We start from the raw sequence: 22,071 nt of genomic DNA on the forward strand, positions 1-22,071 counted from the left end.
TTTCAGGATTCGGAGTTTCAGGATTCGGAGTTTCAGGATTCGGAGTTTCAGGATTTGGAGTTTCAGGATTTGGAGTCTCAGGATTCGGAGTAGGAGTTTGATTAACGTTGATTCCTATCTGTACAGGTTCAGAAGAGGAAACGACATCATTTGCACTAATGACAAAGGCATTTAGTGAGCCATTAGCATCAGTTGGAGGAGTGTAAACTAAAGTTTCTGTCCCCGATAGGGTGGTAACGCCAGGTTCTACAGGAACACCATTCACAGTTAGAGTTCCGGTATTCACTGCATCAATCCGAATGGATGTGATATCTGTGTCAGCATCGGCAACTTGTGCTGCTAGGCTGGCAAAGGTAAAAGTTACCGACTGATTAGTTTGAGTCTCGGGTAGCTGGGAATTGGTAGTCAGTTGCGGAGGTGTATTTAGAGAATTGATTGTAATTCCTGTTGGGGTATTTAGTGCTGTGCCACCATTGGGAAGTACTGGAAAGCTTCTAACTGTGCTATCTGTGGAGATGATAGAACTACCAGTATCGATCGCAGCGATTGTTCCGTTCTCAGTCAATTCTCCCACTGTGAAGGGAGTATTCGTTATTCCTCCGCCATGTTGAATGGCGATCGCACCGTTTATAGGAGTAGTGCCATAACCGCTACCTACAGCAATAGTAGAAATGCTGACATCTCTATTTGCATTATTAATAAAACTGCCCGTTAAGCTGACGGCACCAGAACCAGAGGTGCTGATTGTAACTTGGCCTCCTATGCCTGTGCTGTTGAAGCCGTATCCTGAGCCAATTAACGCAATACCTTCAGCTTTAATTGAAGTTAGTGAGATGTTACTGGGTGTATTGGTAGTGTTGCTAGATGTATCAATTAAGACTGAACCAGCAGTGACAGTGCTATTTCTGGCATCAGAAATGGCGCTAGTATCAAGATTTCCCAGGCTGACAGCGCCACTGGTGCTTGTAACACGAATATTGCCGCCTTTAGTTATGTCATCATTTTCCCCTCTAGTGATGATATTACCACCAGTAATATTGTTCCTTGCCAATAAAGTGGCATTACCACCACTGCCATTAGTAATAAATTCACCTCCCTCGTTGAGAAAGAAGCTGCTAGTATTTATGCTTCCCAAAGACAGGCTAGCTCCTGAAATGGTGATATCTCTGCCATTAGTTGTGATGGTGTCGCCTGTACCCATCGTAAAAGCACCTACACCATTACCATCTGCGTCTGCGGTAAAAGCGATCGCTCCGCCACCATCATTAACAAAATTCAACGATACGCCATTAGCGAGAGTAATATCATTAGTCGCTGCTAAAGTCACAGCAGCATTACTATTTTCTAAAGCCTCTTTGGAAATTGTGAAAATAGCCGGAGAAGCATCTTGAAAAATTTCAGGCAAAAAGGTATCTTGAGGTGCATTAGTACCATCTACGATATTGATATCGGTTGGATCTAGCAACAAGTTACCAACAATACCATTATTGGCACTCAGATTAGTATTACCACGGTAAATCAGATTCTCCTTACCCGACACTTCTACAAAACCACCGTTACCGGAGTTAAGACCACCACGAGCGGTAATATTGCCCAAAAATTTTGTTGTCTTGTCACCCCAAACAATCACGCGTCCGCCGTTTCCATTTAGATTGCTATCGGCTGCAATGACGGAGTTTGAGTTAACATAAGTCTGATTGGCGTTGGGTAAAGTCCCCTTACCTTGATAATCGCCACCAATTAGCACAGTACCGCCGCCATTATTTCCAGAGGCGTTAATATTGGCATCAATCACCGCGACTTTTTGACCCAAAGCAGTTACCGTACCGCCTGTTTGACTTGATGTATTCACTTTCCCAGAAACAATCGTTGTACCTGGTGTTGTGGGAATTGTCACATTAGAGTTTGTTAATTTTACAGTTCCATCAGGATTAGCAGTTAACCCTGTGTTACCAACTGTGAGTAATTCAGGTATTGATGCAATAGGAATTGTCCAGTTATTGGGTTGGTTGCTACTAGAGGCGAGGGGCTGAATTTCTAGACTCAGCAGATTTCCTGGCTGACTAAGACGCACCCAATTTTGTCCTGGTACTGATGTAACGGCAATCTGCCCTCCGGGTGCTGAAAGTTGCCCAGTGTTGACTACAGTACCGCCTAATAAATTCAAATTTTGCCCAGTACCTACTACCAAATTGCCAGCATTTGCGATCGCTCCTGGCTGGTTCGTACTAAAGGCAAATCCAGTGGGGTTTCCAACTAAGGCATTGTAGTCATTCACACCAATCGCATTAAACCAACTGCTACCAAAGCCAATGCCGTTAGCTGTTGTCACCGTAAAAGCACCAGGCACATTTAAACTGGCGTTTGCTCCAAAAATAAATCCGGCTGGATTCATCAAGAAAAGGTTAGCATTGCCACCTGTCACCTGAATTAAACCATTGATAACCGAGGCATTCCCGCCTGTAATTCGACCAAGAATATTTTGCAACGCTGGACTAGCTTGAAAGTTGGCGATTTGTTCTGGTGAAATTCCAAATTGTTGAAAGCTGTGGAAGAGGTTAACACCATCAAGAGAAGTTGTACCGCCAGTGATATCAAGTCGATTGCCGTTGGGAGTCACAATTGTGTTTGTCCCATCGGCAGCGGGGACTATTTGTTGTGCTTGGGCTAATTTGGGACTTACCAGCGAGGCAATAACTAAGAATGAAGCGGCGATGTTGTGTAGTAGAGGTTTTTTACGTCGTAAGATGAAGCGACTTGTGGGTAATTCTACATCAATTTGTAACTTGTCTGCTAATCCTCGCCGCCAAAGTGCTTGAGCGATCGCCTTTTGTGACCAGAGGATTTGTTCTGTTCTCCTGGTAAGAGACATGCTTTGAGAATGATTCCGGTAGAAATAGAGTGGCTCTTTGACTCGGCGCACTTGGGCTACTTCTGAAAGTCGCAGACATAGATCATAATCATAGGCACAACAAGAGAACGATTCGTTAACACCTCCCACTCGGTCATAAACCGATCGCCGCATCAAGCGGAAGTGGAAAGTCATGAAATCTACCAGCAAACCTGATTGAGAGTAAGGAATGTCACAGCGATCGCCATAACCGATAACTTTGCCGTTTGGATCGATATTTAAGTAGTCGGTGTAAACAAATCCCGTTTCTGGGTGGCGGTTGAGGACTGTAGCGGTTTGAGCAAGAGCTGTGGGGGCAAGGATATCATCATTGTCTAATATCCCGACGTAAGTGCCGCTAGTTTGGCTGATCGCTGCCTTACAAGCCGCAGCAACTCCTTGATTGTCTGATTCCACCACCCGCACTCGCCCATCTTGTTGAGCATAAGCGCGAGCGATCGCCACTGATCCATCTGTAGAGCCATTATCCCAAATTAGTAACTCAAAGTTTTGCCATGTCTGCGCTAAGACACTGGCGATCGCTTCTTTAAGGTAAGACTCCCGATTGTAATTGACGATGACAATGGAAATCAGTGGTGACATCGAAGTTTTCCCAATTCTACCTTTTACCACAATATAATGCTAAGGACTATCACTTAGAAGAAATCGCTGTTAATTATAGTTTTAGTTACAAATCTTTTGAAATTTGAATATCAAAAATATGATATTCAAATATTCATACAGCCATAGCACACTTAAAAATCAAAATCAGCCCAGTCGTTATATAAGGCACTCCATTGAAGAGAAATGAGAAAAGAAACAGAAACTGGTGTTCAGCCTAGAGCAACGACTCAGCAAAAAATTGTCTATTTATCTCATCAGTTAGATATTTGGCGGAGTTTGGCAATTACGAAATGCAGTAAGCACAGTTTCAGTTTTCGGTGCGGCTTGTTAATTCTGCCTGCGGTATGGATTGTAACTGCAAATGGACTGAGAGCTAGAGCTAATATTTTTACACCAAACTCGATTCAAAATAGCAGTCAGTCAGAGTTACAAATAGTACAAGAAACAGAACCTACTCCAGTAACTAACCCACAACCAGAAATACCACAACGCATTCGGGTTCGCAAAATCCAGGTTGTAGGTAGCACAGTTTTTAAGGAAAATGACTTTAATCCAGTAGTGAAACCGTTTGAAGAACGGGACTTAACTTTAGAAGAAATCAGACAAGCCGCAGATGCTGTTACTCAGCTTTACCTAAATAAAGGGTATATAAATTCCAGAGCGATTCCAGATACTCAACAATCTAGTACCGCAGATGGTGTTGTGGTAATTCGGGTGTTGGAAGGGCGTTTAACAGAGATTGACATCCAAGGGACGCGGCGATTAAACCCATCTTATATTCGTAGTCGCATCCAACTAGGTGCTGGTATTCCTCTGAATACTGGTAAGCTCGAAGAACAGTTGAAATTGTTGCGACTCGATCCCTTATTTACAAACGTGGAAGCGAGTTTGCGTCCAACGGGTAAGGTTGGTCAAAGTATTCTCGTTGTCAGAGTTGAAGAGGCAAAAACTTTAATTGGTAGTTTGGGTGTAGATAATTATTCGCCTCCCAGTATTGGGGCGGAAAGATTGGGTGTTGAATTGCGATCGCGCAATTTAACCGGTATGGGAGATGAGTTAGCTGGCTCATATTACCATACACTGTCTGGTGGTTCCGATGTCTTTGATTTTAGTTATCAGGTTCCCGTGAACGCCATGAACGGCAAAGTGCAGATTCGAGCGGCATTTAATCGCAACGAAATTACTGAGCCACCCTTTGATGCCTTTGACATTCGGGCAAACCAGGATCTTTATGAAATCAATTATCGTCAACCATTGATCCGATCGCCCAAAGAAGAATTTGCCCTATCTTTAGGATTTACCTATCAAGATGGTCAAACCTTCCTGTTTGATAACCTCGCAACCCCATTTGGGATTGGGCCTGATGCCAATGGCGTTAGCCGCACCAGTGTAATTAAATTTGGTCAAGATTATATCAGACGCGAACCTCAAGGAGCTTGGTTTTTGCGATCGCAATTTAATTTTGGCGTTGATATATTAGATGCAACTATCAACAATGATCCCATACCCGATGGTCGCTTTTTCAGTTGGCTAGGTCAAATACAGCGCGTGCAGCAACTCAGCAACGATCATCTATTGCTGATTCAAGCAGACTTGCAGCTTACACCAGATAGCCTTTTACCATCCCAGCAATTTGTGATTGGTGGTGGACAATCGGTAAGAGGATATCGCCAAAATATCCGCTCTGGGGATAATGGATTTCGGGTAGCGATCGAAGATCGGTTTACAGTGCAGCGTAATGAATCTGGATTCTCTACAATTCAACTTGCGCCATTTCTAGACATGGGAGCCGTCTGGAATCAGTCTGATAACCCCAATCCGCTACCCAATCAAACTTTTTTAGTGGGTGCAGGCTTAGGATTGTTATGGAATCAGGCAATGGGAATTGATAATCTCTTTTTGCGGCTTGATTATGGATTTCCATTTATCGATCTGAGCGATCGTGGTAATAACGCTCAGGATGATGGCTTTTACTTTAGCCTTCGCTATCAACCCTAGCTAAACGCTATGGTAATCATAACTAATTATGCGGACATGATATTATTTGAGCCGCATTTGAGCAAGTCGAGTTTAATCAGCAAAATGCCATTTCACTTAAGTAGGTTGGCACAATTAAACCGAACTATACAAAGTTTTGTATGGGTAAAGGGTAAAGGTTTTTCCCTTTTACCCTTAACCTTTACCCTTGTTAATTTGGTTGCGTTTTTTAGCGCCCACTTACTAATTTTAGTGTTCTCCGCAAAAAGTATGCCCTTTTACCTACTCCTTTTGGTAGATAAGGTGCTTAATTCAGTATTTTCCACAGTTAATTACCTGTTCTTCTGCCTTATCCTAATATTGAACTAAAAAATTAACTTCTTTCTTCAGGAATTTTAGTTTTATACTGTGTATATACACAAAGGAAAAAGTTTTAGTTTATAAATGTAAGAAAGAATTATAAATAAGAGAAAACTTATGACACAATCTAACTCGCAAGACAAAAACAGCTTTCTTTACCCTCGTAGTCGGTATTATGGTAAATTTCAGCCAGAGAATTTGGTGTTTAATGCCAACCTTCAAGAATTCTCTCAAAAAATTAGTTACATTACTTGCCTAGAGACTGGGGGGAAATTGTCTCAAGAAGAGGCTTACCAGCAGATTAAGTCACTCTGGAAAGAGTTGAAACATAGCAAAAAACAGCTCTCTATTGGCGGAAATCGAGAAATTTAAACTAATGTGAAGGAGGTATTGGGAATTTTTATTAAATCTATTGCAAAAATACTATTGCAAAAATAATTGAACCGCCCAGAAATTGATTTTAGGGCGGTTTTTTGGCTTTTGCAAGAAGTATCCTTTTTGTAATGTTAATTCTATTTGTTACAAGTAATACCAGTTCTGTTATGTCATGTTAATTTTAGCAGTTACAGGTAATACCAATTCTGTATAAATATGCGCCAAATTATACAAAGAACGAATTAGCATAGACGCAAAGCCAATACGGTTCAGTTAAGGTTTTTTGATGAAAATTCTAGATCGCTAAAGATGCGATAAATCGCCTTCAAGACAAAAGACTGATTATTAGACCTCTTGCAAAAGTCCTTAAGAGGTTGTTTGAAAAGTGGTTGGCTGTATCTTTGCATTTATTGATCCCCCCAACCTCCTTACAAATCTACCGTGTTACACAAGTCAAATTACCCCCCTTAATCCCCCCGATGCATTGGTGGGAAACAAGAAATATAGTTCCCTCCCTAATACATACGGGGAGGGTTAGGGTGGGGTAAAACCCTGGTTAATCAGCTATTTCAAACTTGTGTATACACCGTAGCGTTACAAATGGGGGCAAAACCTTTCAAAGTCCCCCAATTTATCGGGGAATTTAGGGTAAATAATCCGAAAAGCAACAACTTTATTTTGTAGCTTATGATGTACCTACAAAAGTGAGATTTAGCGATCGCAATCAAATTTTTCAGCAGGAGTTAAGCTATGACGCAGCGACTGACTCAAGAGCAATTATCACAAATAGTTACAGAAGTAGAAGGTCTGCAATTGCGTCGGGAAGCGGAACTAGACCAACAGCAGGTGAGAGAAATTTTACAGGAGTTGAATTTACCGCCAGAGTTACTAGATGAAGCTCTGATTCAGTTAAATCGCCGCCAAGCACTAGAAGTACAGCAACGTCGGAATCGATGGATTACCTCTGGAGTAGTGGCAGTTGTAGTAATTGTCATTGCATCGACAATATTTTTCATGCAGCAGCAAAATTCTACACTTTCTCGTGTTTCTACTCAACAAGACCGCATCATGACACAAGATAATGGGGGCGACTTAAAGACAATTTCTCGCCAAACCAATCCAGAAGTGTTGTATCGTGTCACCTTAAAAGATTCACCTTTGGGTAAAAAGCTGGCTCTTTCTTGTAATTGGATTGACCCAAATGGTCAAATTGTCAAGCAAAACAACTATCAAACCCGCGAGATTAATACGTCTGTCTGGGATACCCAGTGTCGCTACACTATTAACCCGGCTGCAACTGTTGGCAATTGGAAAGTGCAGATGTTCCTAGAAGGTCGGCAGATTAGCGATGCAACCTTTGAAGTTAAATAGTTCAGATGGGTATCCCGCATCATTTTCTTGGCTATTGGGGTTCAACTGGTTCCCAGCCTCCAGGCTGGGAAACATTCTTGGAGGCGGAGCCTCCATAGCTTGACAAGAGGCAGAGCCTCTTGGAACTCATTCCCAGCCTCCAGGCTGGGAACGAGGATACAATAAGTCTTTGGGCTTTACAAGCGTGCCATTCAGTTCAGATGGTTATCCCGCATCACTTTCTTGGCTATTGGGGTTATGGCGCTCAACAGGAGTTGGAAGCGCTGTTAACTAGTGTGGTGAAAAACCTCTCCCCTACAAAGAAAGAGGCTTTGAATTTTCCCCTTTCCCTAGTAGAAAAGGGGGTTAGGGGGTTAGGTCAGAAAAATTATTTCTATCTACAGGAAAATAATCCTCTTCCCATCTGGAATGTTGTTTACATCGGACTCGATGGCAATCCCCCACTGCAACAAAATCAAATTGCTGCCATCTTTGCATCAGGATTATTTAGTTCACCCGATGCTTGGGTAATCCAAGAAAACAACTGCCTAATTTTGGGTAGAGAACCTTTTGGAAAAGTTCCTTTGTATTGGACTGTGCAAGGACAAATAATCTGGTTTGCATCCCAATTGCAATTACTTTTACCGATTTTGCAACAGTCAGAAGTTAGCATTCCTGGGTTATATGGCTATAACTGTTTTTCTTACGTTCCCACACCCTTAACTCCTATTCAAGAAGTGTTTGCAGTGACGGCTGGGACGGAATTAGTTTGGCAGAGCGATCGCCAATCAGGTAAGCTGCAAACACCTGAATCTAAAAAAATCCACTCATGGCGGGAAGCGTCAGAGCAGTTAACAGATGAAGCTACAGCAATTACCCAATTGCAAACTCTCCTGAAAAACTCCATTGAGCGACAAATTGCCGATTTAAAAGATGAGCCTGTCGGGGTGTTTCTCTCTGGCGGACTTGATTCTTCAGTGGTGGCGGCGCTGCTGGTACAAGCAGGGGTGAAAGTCCGCGCCTACACTTTAGATTTTGGGAACGCAGGGATTCCAGAATATCCATACTCTGAACAAGTCGCCCAATTTCTCAAAATTCCACTTGTTAAAGTTCCAGTAACCCCCAGTTCGATCAAGAATGCGCTAATTCCGACTGTGCAAGCATTAGATTTGCCCTTTGGAGATGGTGTGTGTGTGCCGTTGTATCTCCTGTCTGAGAGGGCGAGTCAGGAAACTCAGGTAATTTTTAACGGCGAAGGTGGAGATCAACTGTTTGCCGGTTGGACGAACAAACCTTTAATTGCCGCAGGTGTTTATCAAGCAGAAAATCCCGCTGGACAGGAAACTTTTATCCAGCAATATCTCCGCACCTTTCACCGTCTTGGGGGATACGAATCTCAAGTTTATCAGCCGGAGGTTTATGCACAGATCCAAAATTTGCATCCTGAAGATTGGCTATTGGCGGCTTTAGATCGCAATGAGTGTCCATCTTTATTGCATCGCCTCCGCCGTGCTAGTTTGATGCTCAAAGGAGCGCAGAATATCCATCCCCGTGCGACTGCATTGGGGTTTGTTCATGGTTTATGGGTGCGATCGCCTTTTTGTGATTTACCTCTAGCTGAGTGGACATTCCGTTTATCTGGAGAACTCTGTTTGCAGGGTGCTTGTGAAAAATATATCCTCAAACGGGCTGTAGAAAACTGGCTTCCGCCCGAAATTGTCTGGCGACAAAAACGTGGTATGGGGGTTCCTTTAACTTCTTGGTGTTTAAATGATTTTTGGCATCAACTCGGCATTTGGCTCAATCCAGAAAGACTTCGCGCCAACAACCATTTTTATCCTCACATTGCAGCACAAATCGTTGAAGGCAATCTAGGAGCAGCTATTCAAGGGCGTCGAATTGGTGAAACACTCTGGTTACTAATTATGTGGCAACTTTGGCGATCGCACGTTTTAAATGAAGAAATAACTAAACAGTCTTGGGATCATCCCTTTTGGTTACATCGTTGGCTATGGAGAAATTTCAAGCGATGGCAAGGTTAGATAAAAGTGGGGAGTTGGGAGTTGAGAGTGAGGAGTTAGGAGTTAGGAGTGAGCAATTAATCTCCTCATCTCCCCCATTCTCCAGGGAACTTGCCGAGGAATTACTGAATAACTACGGTTCTCCGCTTTATGTTTATAATGGCGATCGCTTGCGCGAAACTATTGAGCGGATTACCAAAGCAGTAAGCTATCCGCGCACGCAATTTCGGTTTGCCAGTGTTACTAATGGGAACATTGCACTATTAAAAATTTTTCGCTCCTTTGGATGGGGACTTCACGCCAATACGCCAGGAGATATTTATCTGGGATTGCAAGCTGGTTTCGATCCTCGTGAGATTGTTTATAGCGGCAGTAATTTGAATCAGGCTGAGATGCTACAAGTTTTTAATTGGGGAGTTAAAACTCTCAATTTTGATAGTCTAGCTCAGTTGCAGTTGTGCTGCGAAGTTTTGCCCAAAGGCAGAGAGAAATCTATTCGGCTAGGTTTACGCCTCAATTTGCCGGAAATTACCGGAGATAGCCGCATTGGTGTACGTCCAGAAGAATTTGGTGATGCGATCGCTTTAACTGGTGAGGTGGGATTAAAGTTGAGTGGTTTACACTTCTATCGAGGGACGGGAACTAATGCCACAGCCGCATTCACCGAGGTGATCGATACAGTAATCGCCACAGCACAAAAGTTACCTGATTGGGAATATTTAGATTTTGGTGGTGGCTTTGGCTATCCTTATCACCATAACAAAACAGTCTTTAACTGGGAAATATTTGGGGCTGAGTTAACCAAGAGAATTACTCGTTTAGGACGGGAAATTGATTTGGTGATTGAACCGGGACGAAGTGCGATCGCTGGATGTGCAACTTTGCTTGCTCAAGTTGTTTCTGTAAAATGGCAAGGAGAAAAACAGATTGTCGGAGTTGATACCACCGTTGCCAATCTTTCAGTACCCTCAGTACACGGCGGCTACCGAGAAATAATCACTTGGAAGCAAGCAAACAAATCCCCAATTCCCCACTCTTGTACAGACGCAATTAATCGCGTCTCTCTATTCACAACTGATATTTGTGGTAACACTACCTATTCACGAGATTATCTAGGGAAAAATTGCCAACTCCCAGCCTTAGAAATTGGTGATATCGTTGCCATTTTAGATGTCGGTGCTTATGGTTATGCCATGTCGTCTCACTTTTTACACCGTCCCAAACCTGCGGAAGTCTTGCTAGAAAATGGTACACATCGCTTGATTCGTCGGCGGGAAGAATACAGTGTTTTATTAACAAATCAAGTGCTAGATAACTAACAATTAATAAATAACATTAGGCAATCATTATGAAGTGTATTAACTGCGGAACTGATAATAAACTAAAAGACCGGACAGCTAATCAAGGTCGGTGTCTAAAATGCAATCATCTCTTTGCTTTTGAACCGACTAGTATGAGTAATGTTAAAATTACCGATCCTTTTTTTGCAAAGGCGATCGCTGACATTTCTGCAAATAATACCTTATTTTTTACACCCAAACAACTACTTTATTTTCTAGAAAATCGTTTAAGAAAAACCTCAAAGTCAATTTCACGATTTAGCTGGCTAGTTCCTTTTATATTTATCAACTTGGTTACATCAATAACGATTTTTCTACCGTTAGTAGTAAATCTAGCATTTATTATTTTTTTTCATGAAAGTAGCAAATCAGTTAAACTCAATATTGTAAATCGCAAACAGAATGCGAGGAATTTACAAATCATAGGAATAATAATCCTCTTTATCGGAGTTTTACTCAGTCTTCCCTTAAATTCATTTAGATTGTTTGTAATTTTTGTTGTTATGGGAATGCTACCTATATATTTAGGAACTCGACAGCTAGGGCGAATTCAATTATTAATACAAGACTTTTTAATTTCTGAATCTCAGATTAACGATTGGCTAAATCGCTGGCAGCAAATAAATGGTTCCATTCTCAAAATTCTTCCTTCACCAAAGCAGGAAAATACACCAGCCACGATTAATCCTGACGTAACAGCTTACAGTTTTGATAGATTAGTCGTTTGTGACACTGCTAGTATTGCTCAACTATTAATCGCTAATAATTTCCACTTTGAAAACAACTGTGCAATTCTTAGTATTACTGGATATCCCCAAAGCATTTTTGACACCACAATGCAAATGCTGCGGCGCAATCCCGATTTAAAAGTCTATGCACTGCATGATTGCAATCCACAAGGAATTGCTTTAGTTCATAATTTGAGAACCAACGCTAATTGGTTTCTCAATAGCGAGATTGCGATTATTGATATCGGATTAACGCCACGTCAAATTATTGCTACGAAGCGCGGAATGTTCATTCAAACCTCTCCAGAGTCGGCACAAGCAGCTAAACAATTGCCTGAAGAAATACGTCAAAGTTTATCTGCTGAAGAATTAGCATGGTTAGAATCGGGAAAATTTGTAGAATTGGAATCTTTCACTCCCCAAAGAATAATTAAAGTTCTACAAAAGGGTATTGCTGGCAGCCAAAATTTAGAAAGTGATGACAGTAGCTTGCTTTTAGTCAGTGATACAGGAAATGATATGTACGTTGTTCAAAGTTTTGGTTAGTATTCTCCTTTCAATTGTAGGGGCAATTCATGACTTGCTCCTACATGAATAAAATGCAGTATCACATAAAATTTGTTTAATTGATTTACAGATGATATTTATTCAATTTTTTGGTTTAACCAAGCTTCTAAATCAGAAATAGCTGAGAAATCTAACAAAGCCTCTCCTAACGCTTCCAATTGTTCAATAGATAATCCTTGAACTCGCTCAATAGTAGATGAATCAATCTCACCCAAAGAGCGATTTAGTTGACGTATAATTAAACGTTGTTCGCCTTGTTGTACAGCTTGTTCTCGGTCTTGTTGATAAAGTGGTTTTAATCGCATAATTAACTCCCGATCGTCTTCTTCTGAATTTTGATTAACTTGCAAGTTTTGCCGCAAGTTATAAAGTAATTCTAGCGTTGCTCTGCGAAATGGATGATTTAATGGTAGTGCTTCTAATTCATCTATGGCTTGTTTTTGTACTGTTCCTCGACCGAGAATTCTTAACCATAGAGTTTCTTGGGTGCGCGGTAACTGGTGAATCGCAACGATCGCAGTCCGCAAATACTCTGCGATAAAATGTACTCCAGGTAGCCAGTCTACCTTTTGAGTAGCACCGAATCCTGACAGCAGCGTTGTAGATGCTGTTGGGGTGAGTATCCATAATTTAGGAAGTTCTAATTCTGAAATGGAAGTTTTATTGCGATTTGCTTGACGTTGTAATCCACCCCTTACTTCTAATAATTTTAACAGACAATCACAAATTTCTTCTTTTGATGCAGCGTTACGGAAGGGTTCAAAAATGGCTGCTGTAGCAGCAAATCTTCCTAATAATCCTAGTGTTTCTAAATTCGTACTTTGTTTTGTTAAAGGAGAAAATAAAACATCGATTTCTCGAACTTCTCCCGCCACACGGCTAGAACCTTGCACTTCTCCATAAGGTTTTAATAATTCTTCCAAATAGTCTTTTGCAAATTGGTCATGGATAAATCTAGTCATTCAACCAAAAAAGATTTAGGCAACAGTGAAGTATGGTACTTATATTACCGTCAACTTAGAAGTAAGAATATCTCTAATATGTATAATTTGTAATTTATCTGAAACCTCTTTCCATAAGCATTTGAGGTTCGACATTCTCAACATTAGCGATCGCTTCTAACTGAGAAATTCCAGCGATGTCTACGACGGGCTACGCCTACGCATCAACAATTTTACCTGATTTGGCACGCAACCAAGCGGTATGAGGCGCATAAGAAAGGCTTTGTGCAACTTCATAACCTGCTCGATTAATTACCTCGCGCTGCGACTCCACATCAACGCCTTCAGCAAAGCGGATAAAAACCAGTCCACTTGGTACTGCTAAGGAAGCATTAGTTTCTAGTGTATAAACTGGACTTAATATACCCTGTTCTGATTGATTGGGTTCGCCTGAAAAAACTGCGTAGGCGTAGCCCGTCGTAGACATCGCACCGTTGTTAAGTCGTAAAATTGCCCCTATTGCCACAGTGCCAGGTTGATTGTAATGTACTGCATAGTACCCAGGTTTACGAGTGTAAGATACAGCAGTGCGTAGGCTTACATCGCCACTAACGCGAATTTGTTCAGGATACTCAGAAAAATAGTCTTTTTGAAATCTCACTTCAGGAATCAGGGGTAAAGAATACGCCTGTAAAAAATACTCAGCCGGAAAATAAAACATCTTTCTCAAGTTCTAATGATGTTATAGCGTTTTCAGTGGTACGAAATACATTTATAACGCTTCTCAGTTGAGTGCGATACAGACCTAACCCCCAGCCCCTTCCCTACTAGCGTTGGGGAGTAAAATTCAAAGCCTCTCTCCTTTTAGGAGAGAGGTTTGGAGAGAGGTCAAAATGTATTGCTTCCATTCGAGAACCGCTATATCTCATCGTGATGCACAGTTATACGCCCCTACAGATAGTGAAGATTCTTAAAGCAACCTGATTTTGAATCCCCTCTTTTCTGGAAAGATTAATCGAAGTTTGTATGAACTTAGATAGATTAAATTCTGTATCGTAATACACACATAACACATGAAATCAGAAGCATCCATCAAGTAAATGTAAGCCCAATACTTCTTGGTTAAGGGGAAAAGGGGAAAAGGGGAAAGGGAAAGAAAAAACCTTTAACCCTTACCCTTTACCCTTTACCCCAAACCCGATTCCGAGTTAAAAATGCACAAAGCGAGAAGTATTGAATGTAAGCCTACGATGGGTATAACAAGCTTTAAAAGTAAGGCATAATACGGTTTTCCCAATACCCAATTCCCAATTTTCAAAACATATAGGAGATTAAACAATGGTTCAAGTTCGTTATGGTGGACAGAACGGCCAACAGTATGAATTTGCTATCAGTAACGAACACGTTGTAGTGCGTACCGAAAGCCGCAGCACTATTGTTGGTGCAAGATCCTTTGAAGTCGCACCTGTATCACCCACAGCTCGTAGCATCCTTAATCAATTTGAGTTAAAAACACGGTTTCGGCAAGCCGGTGTAGAAATTTTGCAAGCGAAAGTTCCAAATCAGGGTGCTGCTTTGCGCGATCGCGCCCGTGAAATACTCAACAATGAGTCTGAAGTCCAATTTGCCGGACGCGTTTTAATCGATCCAGTATCCCAACAACCTGTAATTTACACTGAAAACCTTTTTGTTAAATTTGATAGCGAAGAAGAGTTAAATGTCTGCCAAGAGGTTTTAAGACGTTACAACTTAACAATTAAACGCCAACTTGAATATGCACGAAATGCTTATTTTGTCAGCGCCCCTACAAATACTGGTATAGCCGTCTTTGACATCGCCGAGAGACTTCTAAATGAGGAATCAGTTGAACTATGCCATCCTGAACTAGCGCGTGAGTCACGCCAACGTCAGGTTTTTCCGCAGCAGTGGCACTTAAAGCAAACAACAATTAATAGTAAGACAATTAACGCCCATGCCAACGTTGAAGCCGCTTGGAAGTTGAGCAATGGCACTGGGACAATTATTGCAATTATCGACGATGGTATGGATCTCGATCATGAAGAGTTCCGTTCTTCTGGTAAGATAGTTGCCCCGCGTGATGTCACACGTAAAACAAACAATCCCAGACCGGGAAACGATAATAACCACGGTACATCTTGTGCAGGAGTAGCTTGTGCAAACGGCAACTTTGGAGCATCTGGTGTAGCACCGGGTGCAAAACTTATGCCAATTCGTTTAGCTTCAGCGTTGGGATCGCAGGATGAAGCAGATGCTTTTATTTGGGCGGCTCAAAATGGTGCTGATGTTATTTCTTGTAGCTGGGGCCCAGCAGACGGTACTTGGTTTGAACCAGACGATCCCGCACACAAGCAAAAAGTACCTTTGCCTGATTCCACACGACTTGCTATAGATTTTGCAATCAATAAAGGACGCAACGGCAAAGGCTGTGTAATTTTATTTGCAGCTGGCAATGGTAACGAAAGCGTTGATAACGACGGCTATGCCAGCTACCAAAAGGTGATTGCAGTGGCAGCTTGTAACGATTATGGCACAAGAAGCGCTTACAGCGACTTTGGTCAGGCGGTTTGGTGCGCCTTCCCTAGCAACAATGGTGATATTTCTCAAACTACTGGAATTTGGACAACCGATCGCTCTGGTGTAGTTGGCTATAATTCCGGTAATCGAAATCTTGGTGAAGCTTTAGGCAACTATACGAACGAATTTGGCGGAACTTCCAGCGCTTGTCCTGGTGCAGCAGGTGTAGCAGCCTTAATTCTTGCCAGAAACCCAAATTTGCGTTGGGATGAAGTGCGAGACATTATTAAACGCTCCTGCGATCGCATTGATTCAGCCGGAGGTAAATATGATGCCAATGGTCGCAGCCCTTTCTACGGTTACGGTCGAATCAATGCTCTGAAAGCTGTAGAATTGGCCAAGCCACCGCAAACATCACCGATCAGCAGATTCCAAGCAGTGCAAGATGTGCCAATTAACGATCTACAAACATCAACATTGTCGTTGGCGATCGCTAATACCACCCCCCTAAAATCCATCAAAGTTAATGTAGATATCGAGCATACTTATATTGGGGATCTTATAGTTACTCTCCTTCCTCCAGTGCAAATAGGCATACTTCCCATAAATCTGCACGATCGCCAGGGTGGAGCTACAGATAATATTAAAACAACTTATGACGAGGTAAACACCCCAAAACTTGCTGCCTTTAAAGGTAAAAGTCCCCAAGGAACCTGGACTCTGGAAGTTGCAGATAAATCTGAAGGAGATACAGGAAAAATTCGCAGTTTGACAATTGAAATGGGATTTTAAATAGGGGGCGCACAGCTAGCTGTGCATTGGTGTCAACTTAAGGTAAAAGTTAGGTTAAAAAAAGTGTTCTAGAATTGCCCTCATCCCCTAACCTCTTCTCATATGTTGGGCTACGGTGATACACACAAGTCGAATTACCCCCCTTAATCCCCCCTTGGAAAGGCTACGGTGTACACACAAGTCGAATTACCCCCCTTAATCCCCCCTTGGAAAGGGGGGAAACTAGAAATACAGTTCCCTCCCCTTTCCAAGGGGAGGGTTAGGGTGGGGTATTTTTAATGCTCTGTTAAATAACCACTATATTACTGAGCAAAAATCAAAACATTCTTCCCTGTAAGAACTTCCGCCTTCACGTTTCCGTGTTACGCGCAGCCTGTAGCAGCTTCCGCCTTCACGTTTCCGTGTTTTGCGCAGCCTGTAGCAGCTTCCGTCTTCACGTTTCCGTGTTACGCGTAGTCTGTAGCGACTTCCGCCTTCACGTTATCAGAAACAGACTTGTGTTACAGCATCTTCCCTTAAATAGAACACGCTTTTGAGATACAGCACTGCTGTACCTCAACAAGAAATATGGTTTCAATTGGCAAAAAATGTTGTATGGGACTTAAATTTTAGGTTTTTTCAGAAAAATCAACAATTTCACGTATGACAACCTTTTCAACAATTGTCCACTATAGAGTTATCAGTAATCTAAAAAATTAGTATTAATTATGGCAAGATTAAAACGCAATTCACGTACTCTTGGCAAAGCTGAACTACGTCTAGCAAGCATTAAATCCATTAGTCCAACTCTCGATGTCGGAGAGAACTTAACAGTCAAAGATTATACTGACAAAATCGAAAATCTCCGGCAATCTCTAGAAGCATACAATACTATCCTCTCCACTATTGATATCTTACTAACCCAGATCGTTGAAAATGAACAAGATTTAGCAGACTATTCTGAGAAAATCTTGCGTGGTATTGCTTATAAATATGGTAATAATAGCCATGAATATCAGATGGCTGGAGGTATTCGTAAAAGCGACCGTAAGCGTGCTGTGCGTCAAAGCGTGGTTTTGCCGAAGTAAGTAGACGCGATTAAAGGCGATCGCATAGATTACCAACCAAAATTACTGATTTAGCTTTGATTGGGGAGCGATGTCTACAACGGGCTGCGGCTACGCAATTGGATTACTCTTGTACCAAGTAAAAGTGCTTCTCGCAAAACCTAACCTGATATTTTGCGAGAAGCAAAACTATTTTGTCTCATTCCCAGTTTCCGGCTGGGAATGAGGTTTTAAAAGAGTTTTAACTTATAGTTGATACCAATTACAGCGGTTTTTCGACTTTTGCAAAAGGTCTAATCTGTTAACTTTGAGTCACAGCCTCTTTCGCCAAAAACTTCTCTAATTCTGTCAGCGCATCAGCATCAACCTTAGTTTGCATCGGGCAGAACTTCGGCCCACACATCGAACAAAACTCAGCAGTTTTATAAATATCTGCTGGCAAAGTTTCATCGTGATATTCCTTAGCTCTTTCGGGATCGAGTGATAATTCAAACTGACGGTTCCAATCGAAGTTGTAACGCGCCTTGGATAGTTCATCATCTCTATCCCTTGCACCAGGGCGATGTCTAGCAATATCAGCCGCATGAGCCGCTATCTTATAAGCAATCAACCCATTCCGCACATCTTCGGCATCTGGTAGACCTAAATGTTCTTTAGGTGTTACATAGCACAGCATCGCAGTACCGTACCAGCCAGCCATCGCGGCTCCAATGGCTGAAGTGATGTGGTCATAACCGGGAGCAATATCTGTCACCAATGGCCCCAAAACATAAAAAGGTGCTTCCGAACACTCTTCCATCTGCTTACGGACGTTGAACTCAATTTGATCCATTGGCACGTGTCCAGGCCCTTCCACCATCACCTGTATATCATCTTCCCAGGCTTTGCGAGTAAGCTGTCCGAGGGTTTTCAATTCAGCTAATTGTGCTTCATCTGAGGCATCATGGGTGCAACCGGGACGCAGGGAATCTCCTAAACTGAAGGAGACATCGTACTTTTTGAAAATCTCAATAATATCTTGGAAGTGGGTATAAAGCGGGTTTTGTTTGTGGTGATGTAGCATCCACCGCGCCAAAATCCCGCCGCCGCGAGAGACAATACCAGTGAGCCGGTTTCTCACCAAGGGCAAATGCTCAAGCAAAATCCCTGCGTGGATAGTTTGATAGTCTACTCCTTGCTGGGCGTGCTTTTCGATGATATGAAGAAAATCGTCAGCAGTCAGATTCTCAATTGTACCGTGGACACTTTCTAAAGCTTGGTAAACCGGCACTGTACCAATGGGAACTGGGGAAGCCTTGATGATGGCGGTGCGAATTTCATCCAAATTACCGCCGCCTGTGGACAAATCCATCACGGTATCAGCGCCGTACTTCACCGCCAGATTCAGCTTATCAACTTCTTCTTGAAGATTAGAAGAGTTGGGAGAAGCGCCGATATTGGCATTTACCTTACATTTAGAGGCGATGCCAATAGCCATCGGCTCTAGGTTAGTGTGATTAATATTAGCCGGGATAATCATTCGTCCCCGCGCTACTTCCTCACGAATGAGATCGGCTGGGAGATTTTCCCGTTGGGCGACGTAGTGCATTTCTTCGGTGATAACACCTTGGCGGGCATAGTGCATTTGAGATACATTAACCTGCCCACGTCGTTTAGCAACCCATTCAGTCCGCATATTGTAATTCCTCAATAAACAGCTTCCCTCCGCTGGTATTACCCAGACTCAGGTGTTAAGGGTGTGATCTCAGCCTGGTTATGTAGGCACCCCTAGCATGGATGTAGTGTATCACCTTCGTTATATCTGGGAGCAAAGGTGTTAACAATTTATGAGGTAATACAATTTTGGATTTTAGGGTTTAGGCGCGAATTTCATTTGCACAAGGACGACCCTGTTCAATATCGGTAATATTAGCAAAAGTTGTTTCTGCAATATTGTAGAGAGCTTCTGCTGTAAAAAAAGCTTGATGTCCGGTAATGAGTACATTCGGAAAGGTTGTCAGACGTTGGAAAACATCATCTTGAATAATTTCGCCAGACAAATCCTCAAAGAACAATTCTGATTCTTGTTCGTAGACATCTATCGCAAGATAGCCAATTTTACCCGATTTTAGTCCCTCAATCACTGCTTGGGTATCAATCAGCGCTCCTCGACTAGTATTAATTAGCATCATACCTGGCTTAATCTGTTCTATAGCCTCAGTGTTAATTAAGTGATGGGTTTCAGGAGTCAAGGGACAATGCAGGGAGATAATATCGGAATTGGCAAATAGCTCAGGTAGTTCCACATACTTTCCACCCAGCGCCTCCAATTCGGGATTGCGATAGACATCATAGGCGAGTATGTGACAGCCAAACCCCTTCATAATCTGTCCTAAAATCAGACCGATTTTGCCAGTGCCAACAATCCCCACTGTACGCTCATGCAAATTAAATCCCAACAATCCATCTAAAGAAAAATTGCCTTCTCGGACACGGTTGTAGGCACGATGAATTTTGCGATTTAGGCTTAAAATCAATCCTACAGCGTGTTCTGCCACCCCATAAGGTGAATAGGCGGGAACACGTACAACGGTAATTCCTAAATCTGCTGCGGCTTGTAAGTCTACATTGTTAAACCCCGCACAGCGAAGGACTACTAGATGAGTTCCCCGTGAGGCGAGAAGTTCTAAAGTTGGGGCATCAAGCTGATCGTGGACAAATACGCAAACTGCGGGAAATTCGGCAGCCAGGATAGCCGTATCCCGATTTAAACGGGGTTCAAAAAATACTAACTCGTGTTGGATGGGAGAATTTGCAGCTGACAAGAACTGGCGATCGTAGGCTTTTGTACTGAAAACTGCTACCTTCATGCAAAACCTCAGATTTGATGTATGCTGCACAGTGTTCGAGTACATAGTACCTTGACGTTTAGAAAAGCGATGTCTACAACGAGCGTAGCTGCGGCATTTTCAACATTTTTTAATCGGTACTTTGACAAGGGCAGTTAAATAAGTGATGTCTACGACGGGCTACGCCTAAGCCCTTCGGTTGAATGCAACTGCTCCAAATTACGATGTTTGACGAATTACTGCAAATATGCAGTGCCGTATTTCGCTCATATTTCCATCACATTTATTTCTCATAATTTTGCCGCTCGGCTAATAGTCAATTTTCGCAGAAACAAAATGACAGCAACATCTGAAAAAATCATCCAGCCACGTGAATGGCACAATCTACTGGCATCGAAAGTGTAATTTATTTGAGGATATCAGTTAAGTTGTGCTGTAGCTGTGTGAGGTTTTTACAATTTTCAAGCTTGGAGTTTATACCAATTCTGTATTAAGATGCACATAACAAGACTGCCCTCTAGTCCGCTCAAGTAACGGTAAGACTACAGGGGTGAAATACAACAGGTTTTAAGGAAGGTAAAGTACACAAAGATTCGTCTCAAAGCCTCATATAAAGCGTGTTTTACTCCTGGATTCTGCTGTAGATCCAGCTTTACAAAGAAAAAGTATAAATCAGGAATATGTTTATGAGTAGCTTAATCTTATTATTAATTGGTTTAGGAGCATTATTTTTGGTTTTCAATACTAAAGATGAAATTAATCGCATTACTGCTATGATCAGCGGGACAATTCTTTTGATTTGGGGTTTGGCTCTAGCTCCCTTGTCATTTCAATTACTAATTGAGATTGGTTCAGTTTTAGCAACTTTCTCTGTTTGTATGCGTTGTTTAGGTTGTGGTTTTAACCGCGATTGATTTTTAACTTGATAAATTATAAGTTTACTGACATCTTCAAGAGATAAACTAAGTAATTCAGCAGTCATGAATTCTAACTGATTAACTTCAGTTACAACAGTACAAAAATTAATTTTTTTAGAGCATTATTGGCAGTTCTAACTTCCAAAAAGCTAAATCTTTGCTTTTTTTAGTTTCAGCTTTGATTGCTGTCAAATTTCGGGCATTATTAGCTATATTTCTTGATGAAGAAAGAATAACTAATGCCCCATTCCCAATGACAAATGACAAACGACAAATGACAAATGCCCAATCATTACCGATATATTATTTTTTACAAACCATACGGCGTTCTCAGCCAGTTTACAAAAGATGCCCCCACACATAGCACCCTAAAAGATTATATTGATGTGTCTGATGTGTATCCTGTGGGACGCTTAGATTGGGATAGTGAAGGATTGCTGCTGTTAACAAACGATGGACAATTACAACATCGCCTTGCCCATCCACGTTTTGGTCATAAACGTACTTACTGGGTACAGGTAGAACGAATTCCAGATGCAGAAGCTATCAAAAGGTTGCAAACAGGTATAGAAATTCAAGATTACCGCACTCAACCAGCAGAAGTTAAGCTTCTATCAGAAGAACCACAGTTACCCGAACGCACTCCACCAATTAGATTTCGTAAAAATGTACCGACAGCTTGGCTGGAAATGACTTTAACAGAGGGAAAAAACCGCCAAGTTCGGCGCATGACTGCGGCTGTCGGGTTTCCGACTTTGCGATTGGTCAGGGTCAGCATCG

15 protein-coding genes and 1 riboswitch are annotated in these 22,071 nt (G+C 42.0%); of the genes, 10 read left to right on the plus strand and 5 right to left on the minus strand.

The window, feature by feature from the left end; all coding sequences use genetic code 11:
- The coding region (locus RMY16_RS12020; RefSeq protein ID WP_322736540.1) for a glycosyltransferase at nucleotides 1–3,493 on the minus strand (3,493 nt) is incomplete at its 3' end.
- Nucleotides 3,494–3,697: 204 nt separating this feature from the next.
- Between RMY16_RS12020 and RMY16_RS12025 the strand changes: the two genes are divergently transcribed.
- The 6 genes from RMY16_RS12025 (at nucleotide 3,698) to RMY16_RS12050 (ending at nucleotide 12,211) form a co-directional block, all read left to right on the plus strand.
- Nucleotides 3,698–5,512 carry a ShlB/FhaC/HecB family hemolysin secretion/activation protein gene (locus RMY16_RS12025; RefSeq protein WP_322736541.1) on the plus strand — a complete coding sequence of 605 codons (1,815 nt, stop codon included), beginning with the start codon at nucleotides 3,698–3,700 and terminating at the stop codon, nucleotides 5,510–5,512.
- Between the two features lie 456 nt (nucleotides 5,513–5,968).
- Nucleotides 5,969–6,223 carry a hypothetical protein gene (locus RMY16_RS12030; protein ID WP_322669189.1) on the plus strand — a complete coding sequence of 85 codons (255 nt, stop codon included), beginning with the start codon at nucleotides 5,969–5,971 and terminating at the stop codon, nucleotides 6,221–6,223.
- A 753-nt stretch (nucleotides 6,224–6,976) separates the two neighbouring features.
- Nucleotides 6,977–7,597, plus strand: a complete 621-nt coding sequence (locus RMY16_RS12035; RefSeq protein ID WP_322736542.1) for a DUF3859 domain-containing protein — start codon at nucleotides 6,977–6,979, stop codon at nucleotides 7,595–7,597.
- 200 nt (nucleotides 7,598–7,797) lie between these two features.
- Nucleotides 7,798–9,618, plus strand: coding sequence for an asparagine synthetase B family protein (locus RMY16_RS12040; RefSeq protein WP_322736553.1), 1,821 nt, complete (start codon nucleotides 7,798–7,800; stop codon nucleotides 9,616–9,618).
- The gene (locus tag RMY16_RS12045) at nucleotides 9,606–10,916 is read left to right on the plus strand and encodes a decarboxylase (protein ID WP_322736543.1); all 1,311 of its coding nucleotides are present in this window, start codon (nucleotides 9,606–9,608) and stop codon (nucleotides 10,914–10,916) included. The genes RMY16_RS12040 and RMY16_RS12045 overlap by 13 nt, the downstream gene beginning before the upstream one ends.
- 29 nt (nucleotides 10,917–10,945) lie before the next feature.
- On the plus strand, nucleotides 10,946–12,211 hold the full coding sequence (locus tag RMY16_RS12050) for a hypothetical protein (protein ID WP_322736544.1): 1,266 nt from the start codon (nucleotides 10,946–10,948) through the stop codon (nucleotides 12,209–12,211).
- Nucleotides 12,212–12,309: 98 nt separating this feature from the next.
- Here RMY16_RS12050 and RMY16_RS12055 read toward each other — a convergent pair whose 3' ends face one another.
- Entirely contained in the window at nucleotides 12,310–13,194 is an 885-nt protein-coding gene (locus RMY16_RS12055) for a DUF4351 domain-containing protein (protein WP_322736545.1), read from the minus strand.
- A 196-nt stretch (nucleotides 13,195–13,390) separates the two neighbouring features.
- On the minus strand, nucleotides 13,391–13,894 hold the full coding sequence (locus tag RMY16_RS12060) for a hypothetical protein (protein ID WP_322736546.1): 504 nt from the start codon (nucleotides 13,892–13,894) through the stop codon (nucleotides 13,391–13,393).
- A gap of 617 nt (nucleotides 13,895–14,511) precedes the next feature.
- On the opposite strand from RMY16_RS12060, the gene RMY16_RS12065 reads away from it, so the two are divergent.
- Together RMY16_RS12065 and RMY16_RS12070 are read left to right on the plus strand one after the other, a co-directional pair.
- Nucleotides 14,512–16,500 (plus strand): S8 family serine peptidase, encoded by a 1,989-nt coding sequence (locus RMY16_RS12065; protein WP_322736547.1) that lies wholly within the window; start codon nucleotides 14,512–14,514, stop codon nucleotides 16,498–16,500.
- Between the two features lie 707 nt (nucleotides 16,501–17,207).
- On the plus strand, nucleotides 17,208–17,567 hold the full coding sequence (locus tag RMY16_RS12070; protein ID WP_322736548.1) for a hypothetical protein: 360 nt from the start codon (nucleotides 17,208–17,210) through the stop codon (nucleotides 17,565–17,567).
- Between the two features lie 280 nt (nucleotides 17,568–17,847).
- Here RMY16_RS12070 and thiC read toward each other — a convergent pair whose 3' ends face one another.
- Complete coding sequence (thiC, locus tag RMY16_RS12075) at nucleotides 17,848–19,221, minus strand: phosphomethylpyrimidine synthase (protein WP_094351230.1); 1,374 nt, start codon at nucleotides 19,219–19,221, stop codon at nucleotides 17,848–17,850.
- Between the two features lie 7 nt (nucleotides 19,222–19,228).
- Nucleotides 19,229–19,325, minus strand: a riboswitch (TPP riboswitch).
- Between the two features lie 77 nt (nucleotides 19,326–19,402).
- Nucleotides 19,403–20,395, minus strand: a complete 993-nt coding sequence (locus RMY16_RS12080; protein ID WP_322736549.1) for a 2-hydroxyacid dehydrogenase — start codon at nucleotides 20,393–20,395, stop codon at nucleotides 19,403–19,405.
- A gap of 665 nt (nucleotides 20,396–21,060) precedes the next feature.
- Between RMY16_RS12080 and RMY16_RS12085 the strand changes: the two genes are divergently transcribed.
- Both RMY16_RS12085 and RMY16_RS12090 read left to right on the plus strand, forming a co-directional pair.
- The gene (locus tag RMY16_RS12085; RefSeq protein ID WP_322736550.1) at nucleotides 21,061–21,288 is read left to right on the plus strand and encodes a hypothetical protein; all 228 of its coding nucleotides are present in this window, start codon (nucleotides 21,061–21,063) and stop codon (nucleotides 21,286–21,288) included.
- 284 nt (nucleotides 21,289–21,572) lie between these two features.
- Nucleotides 21,573–22,071 (plus strand): pseudouridine synthase (locus RMY16_RS12090; RefSeq protein WP_322736551.1); only part of this gene is annotated, 499 nt, incomplete at its 3' end.

It is taken from the genome of Nostoc sp. DedQUE12b (assembly GCF_034530835.1).
In the GTDB taxonomy this organism is placed as follows: Bacteria; Cyanobacteriota; Cyanobacteriia; order Cyanobacteriales; family Nostocaceae; genus Nostoc.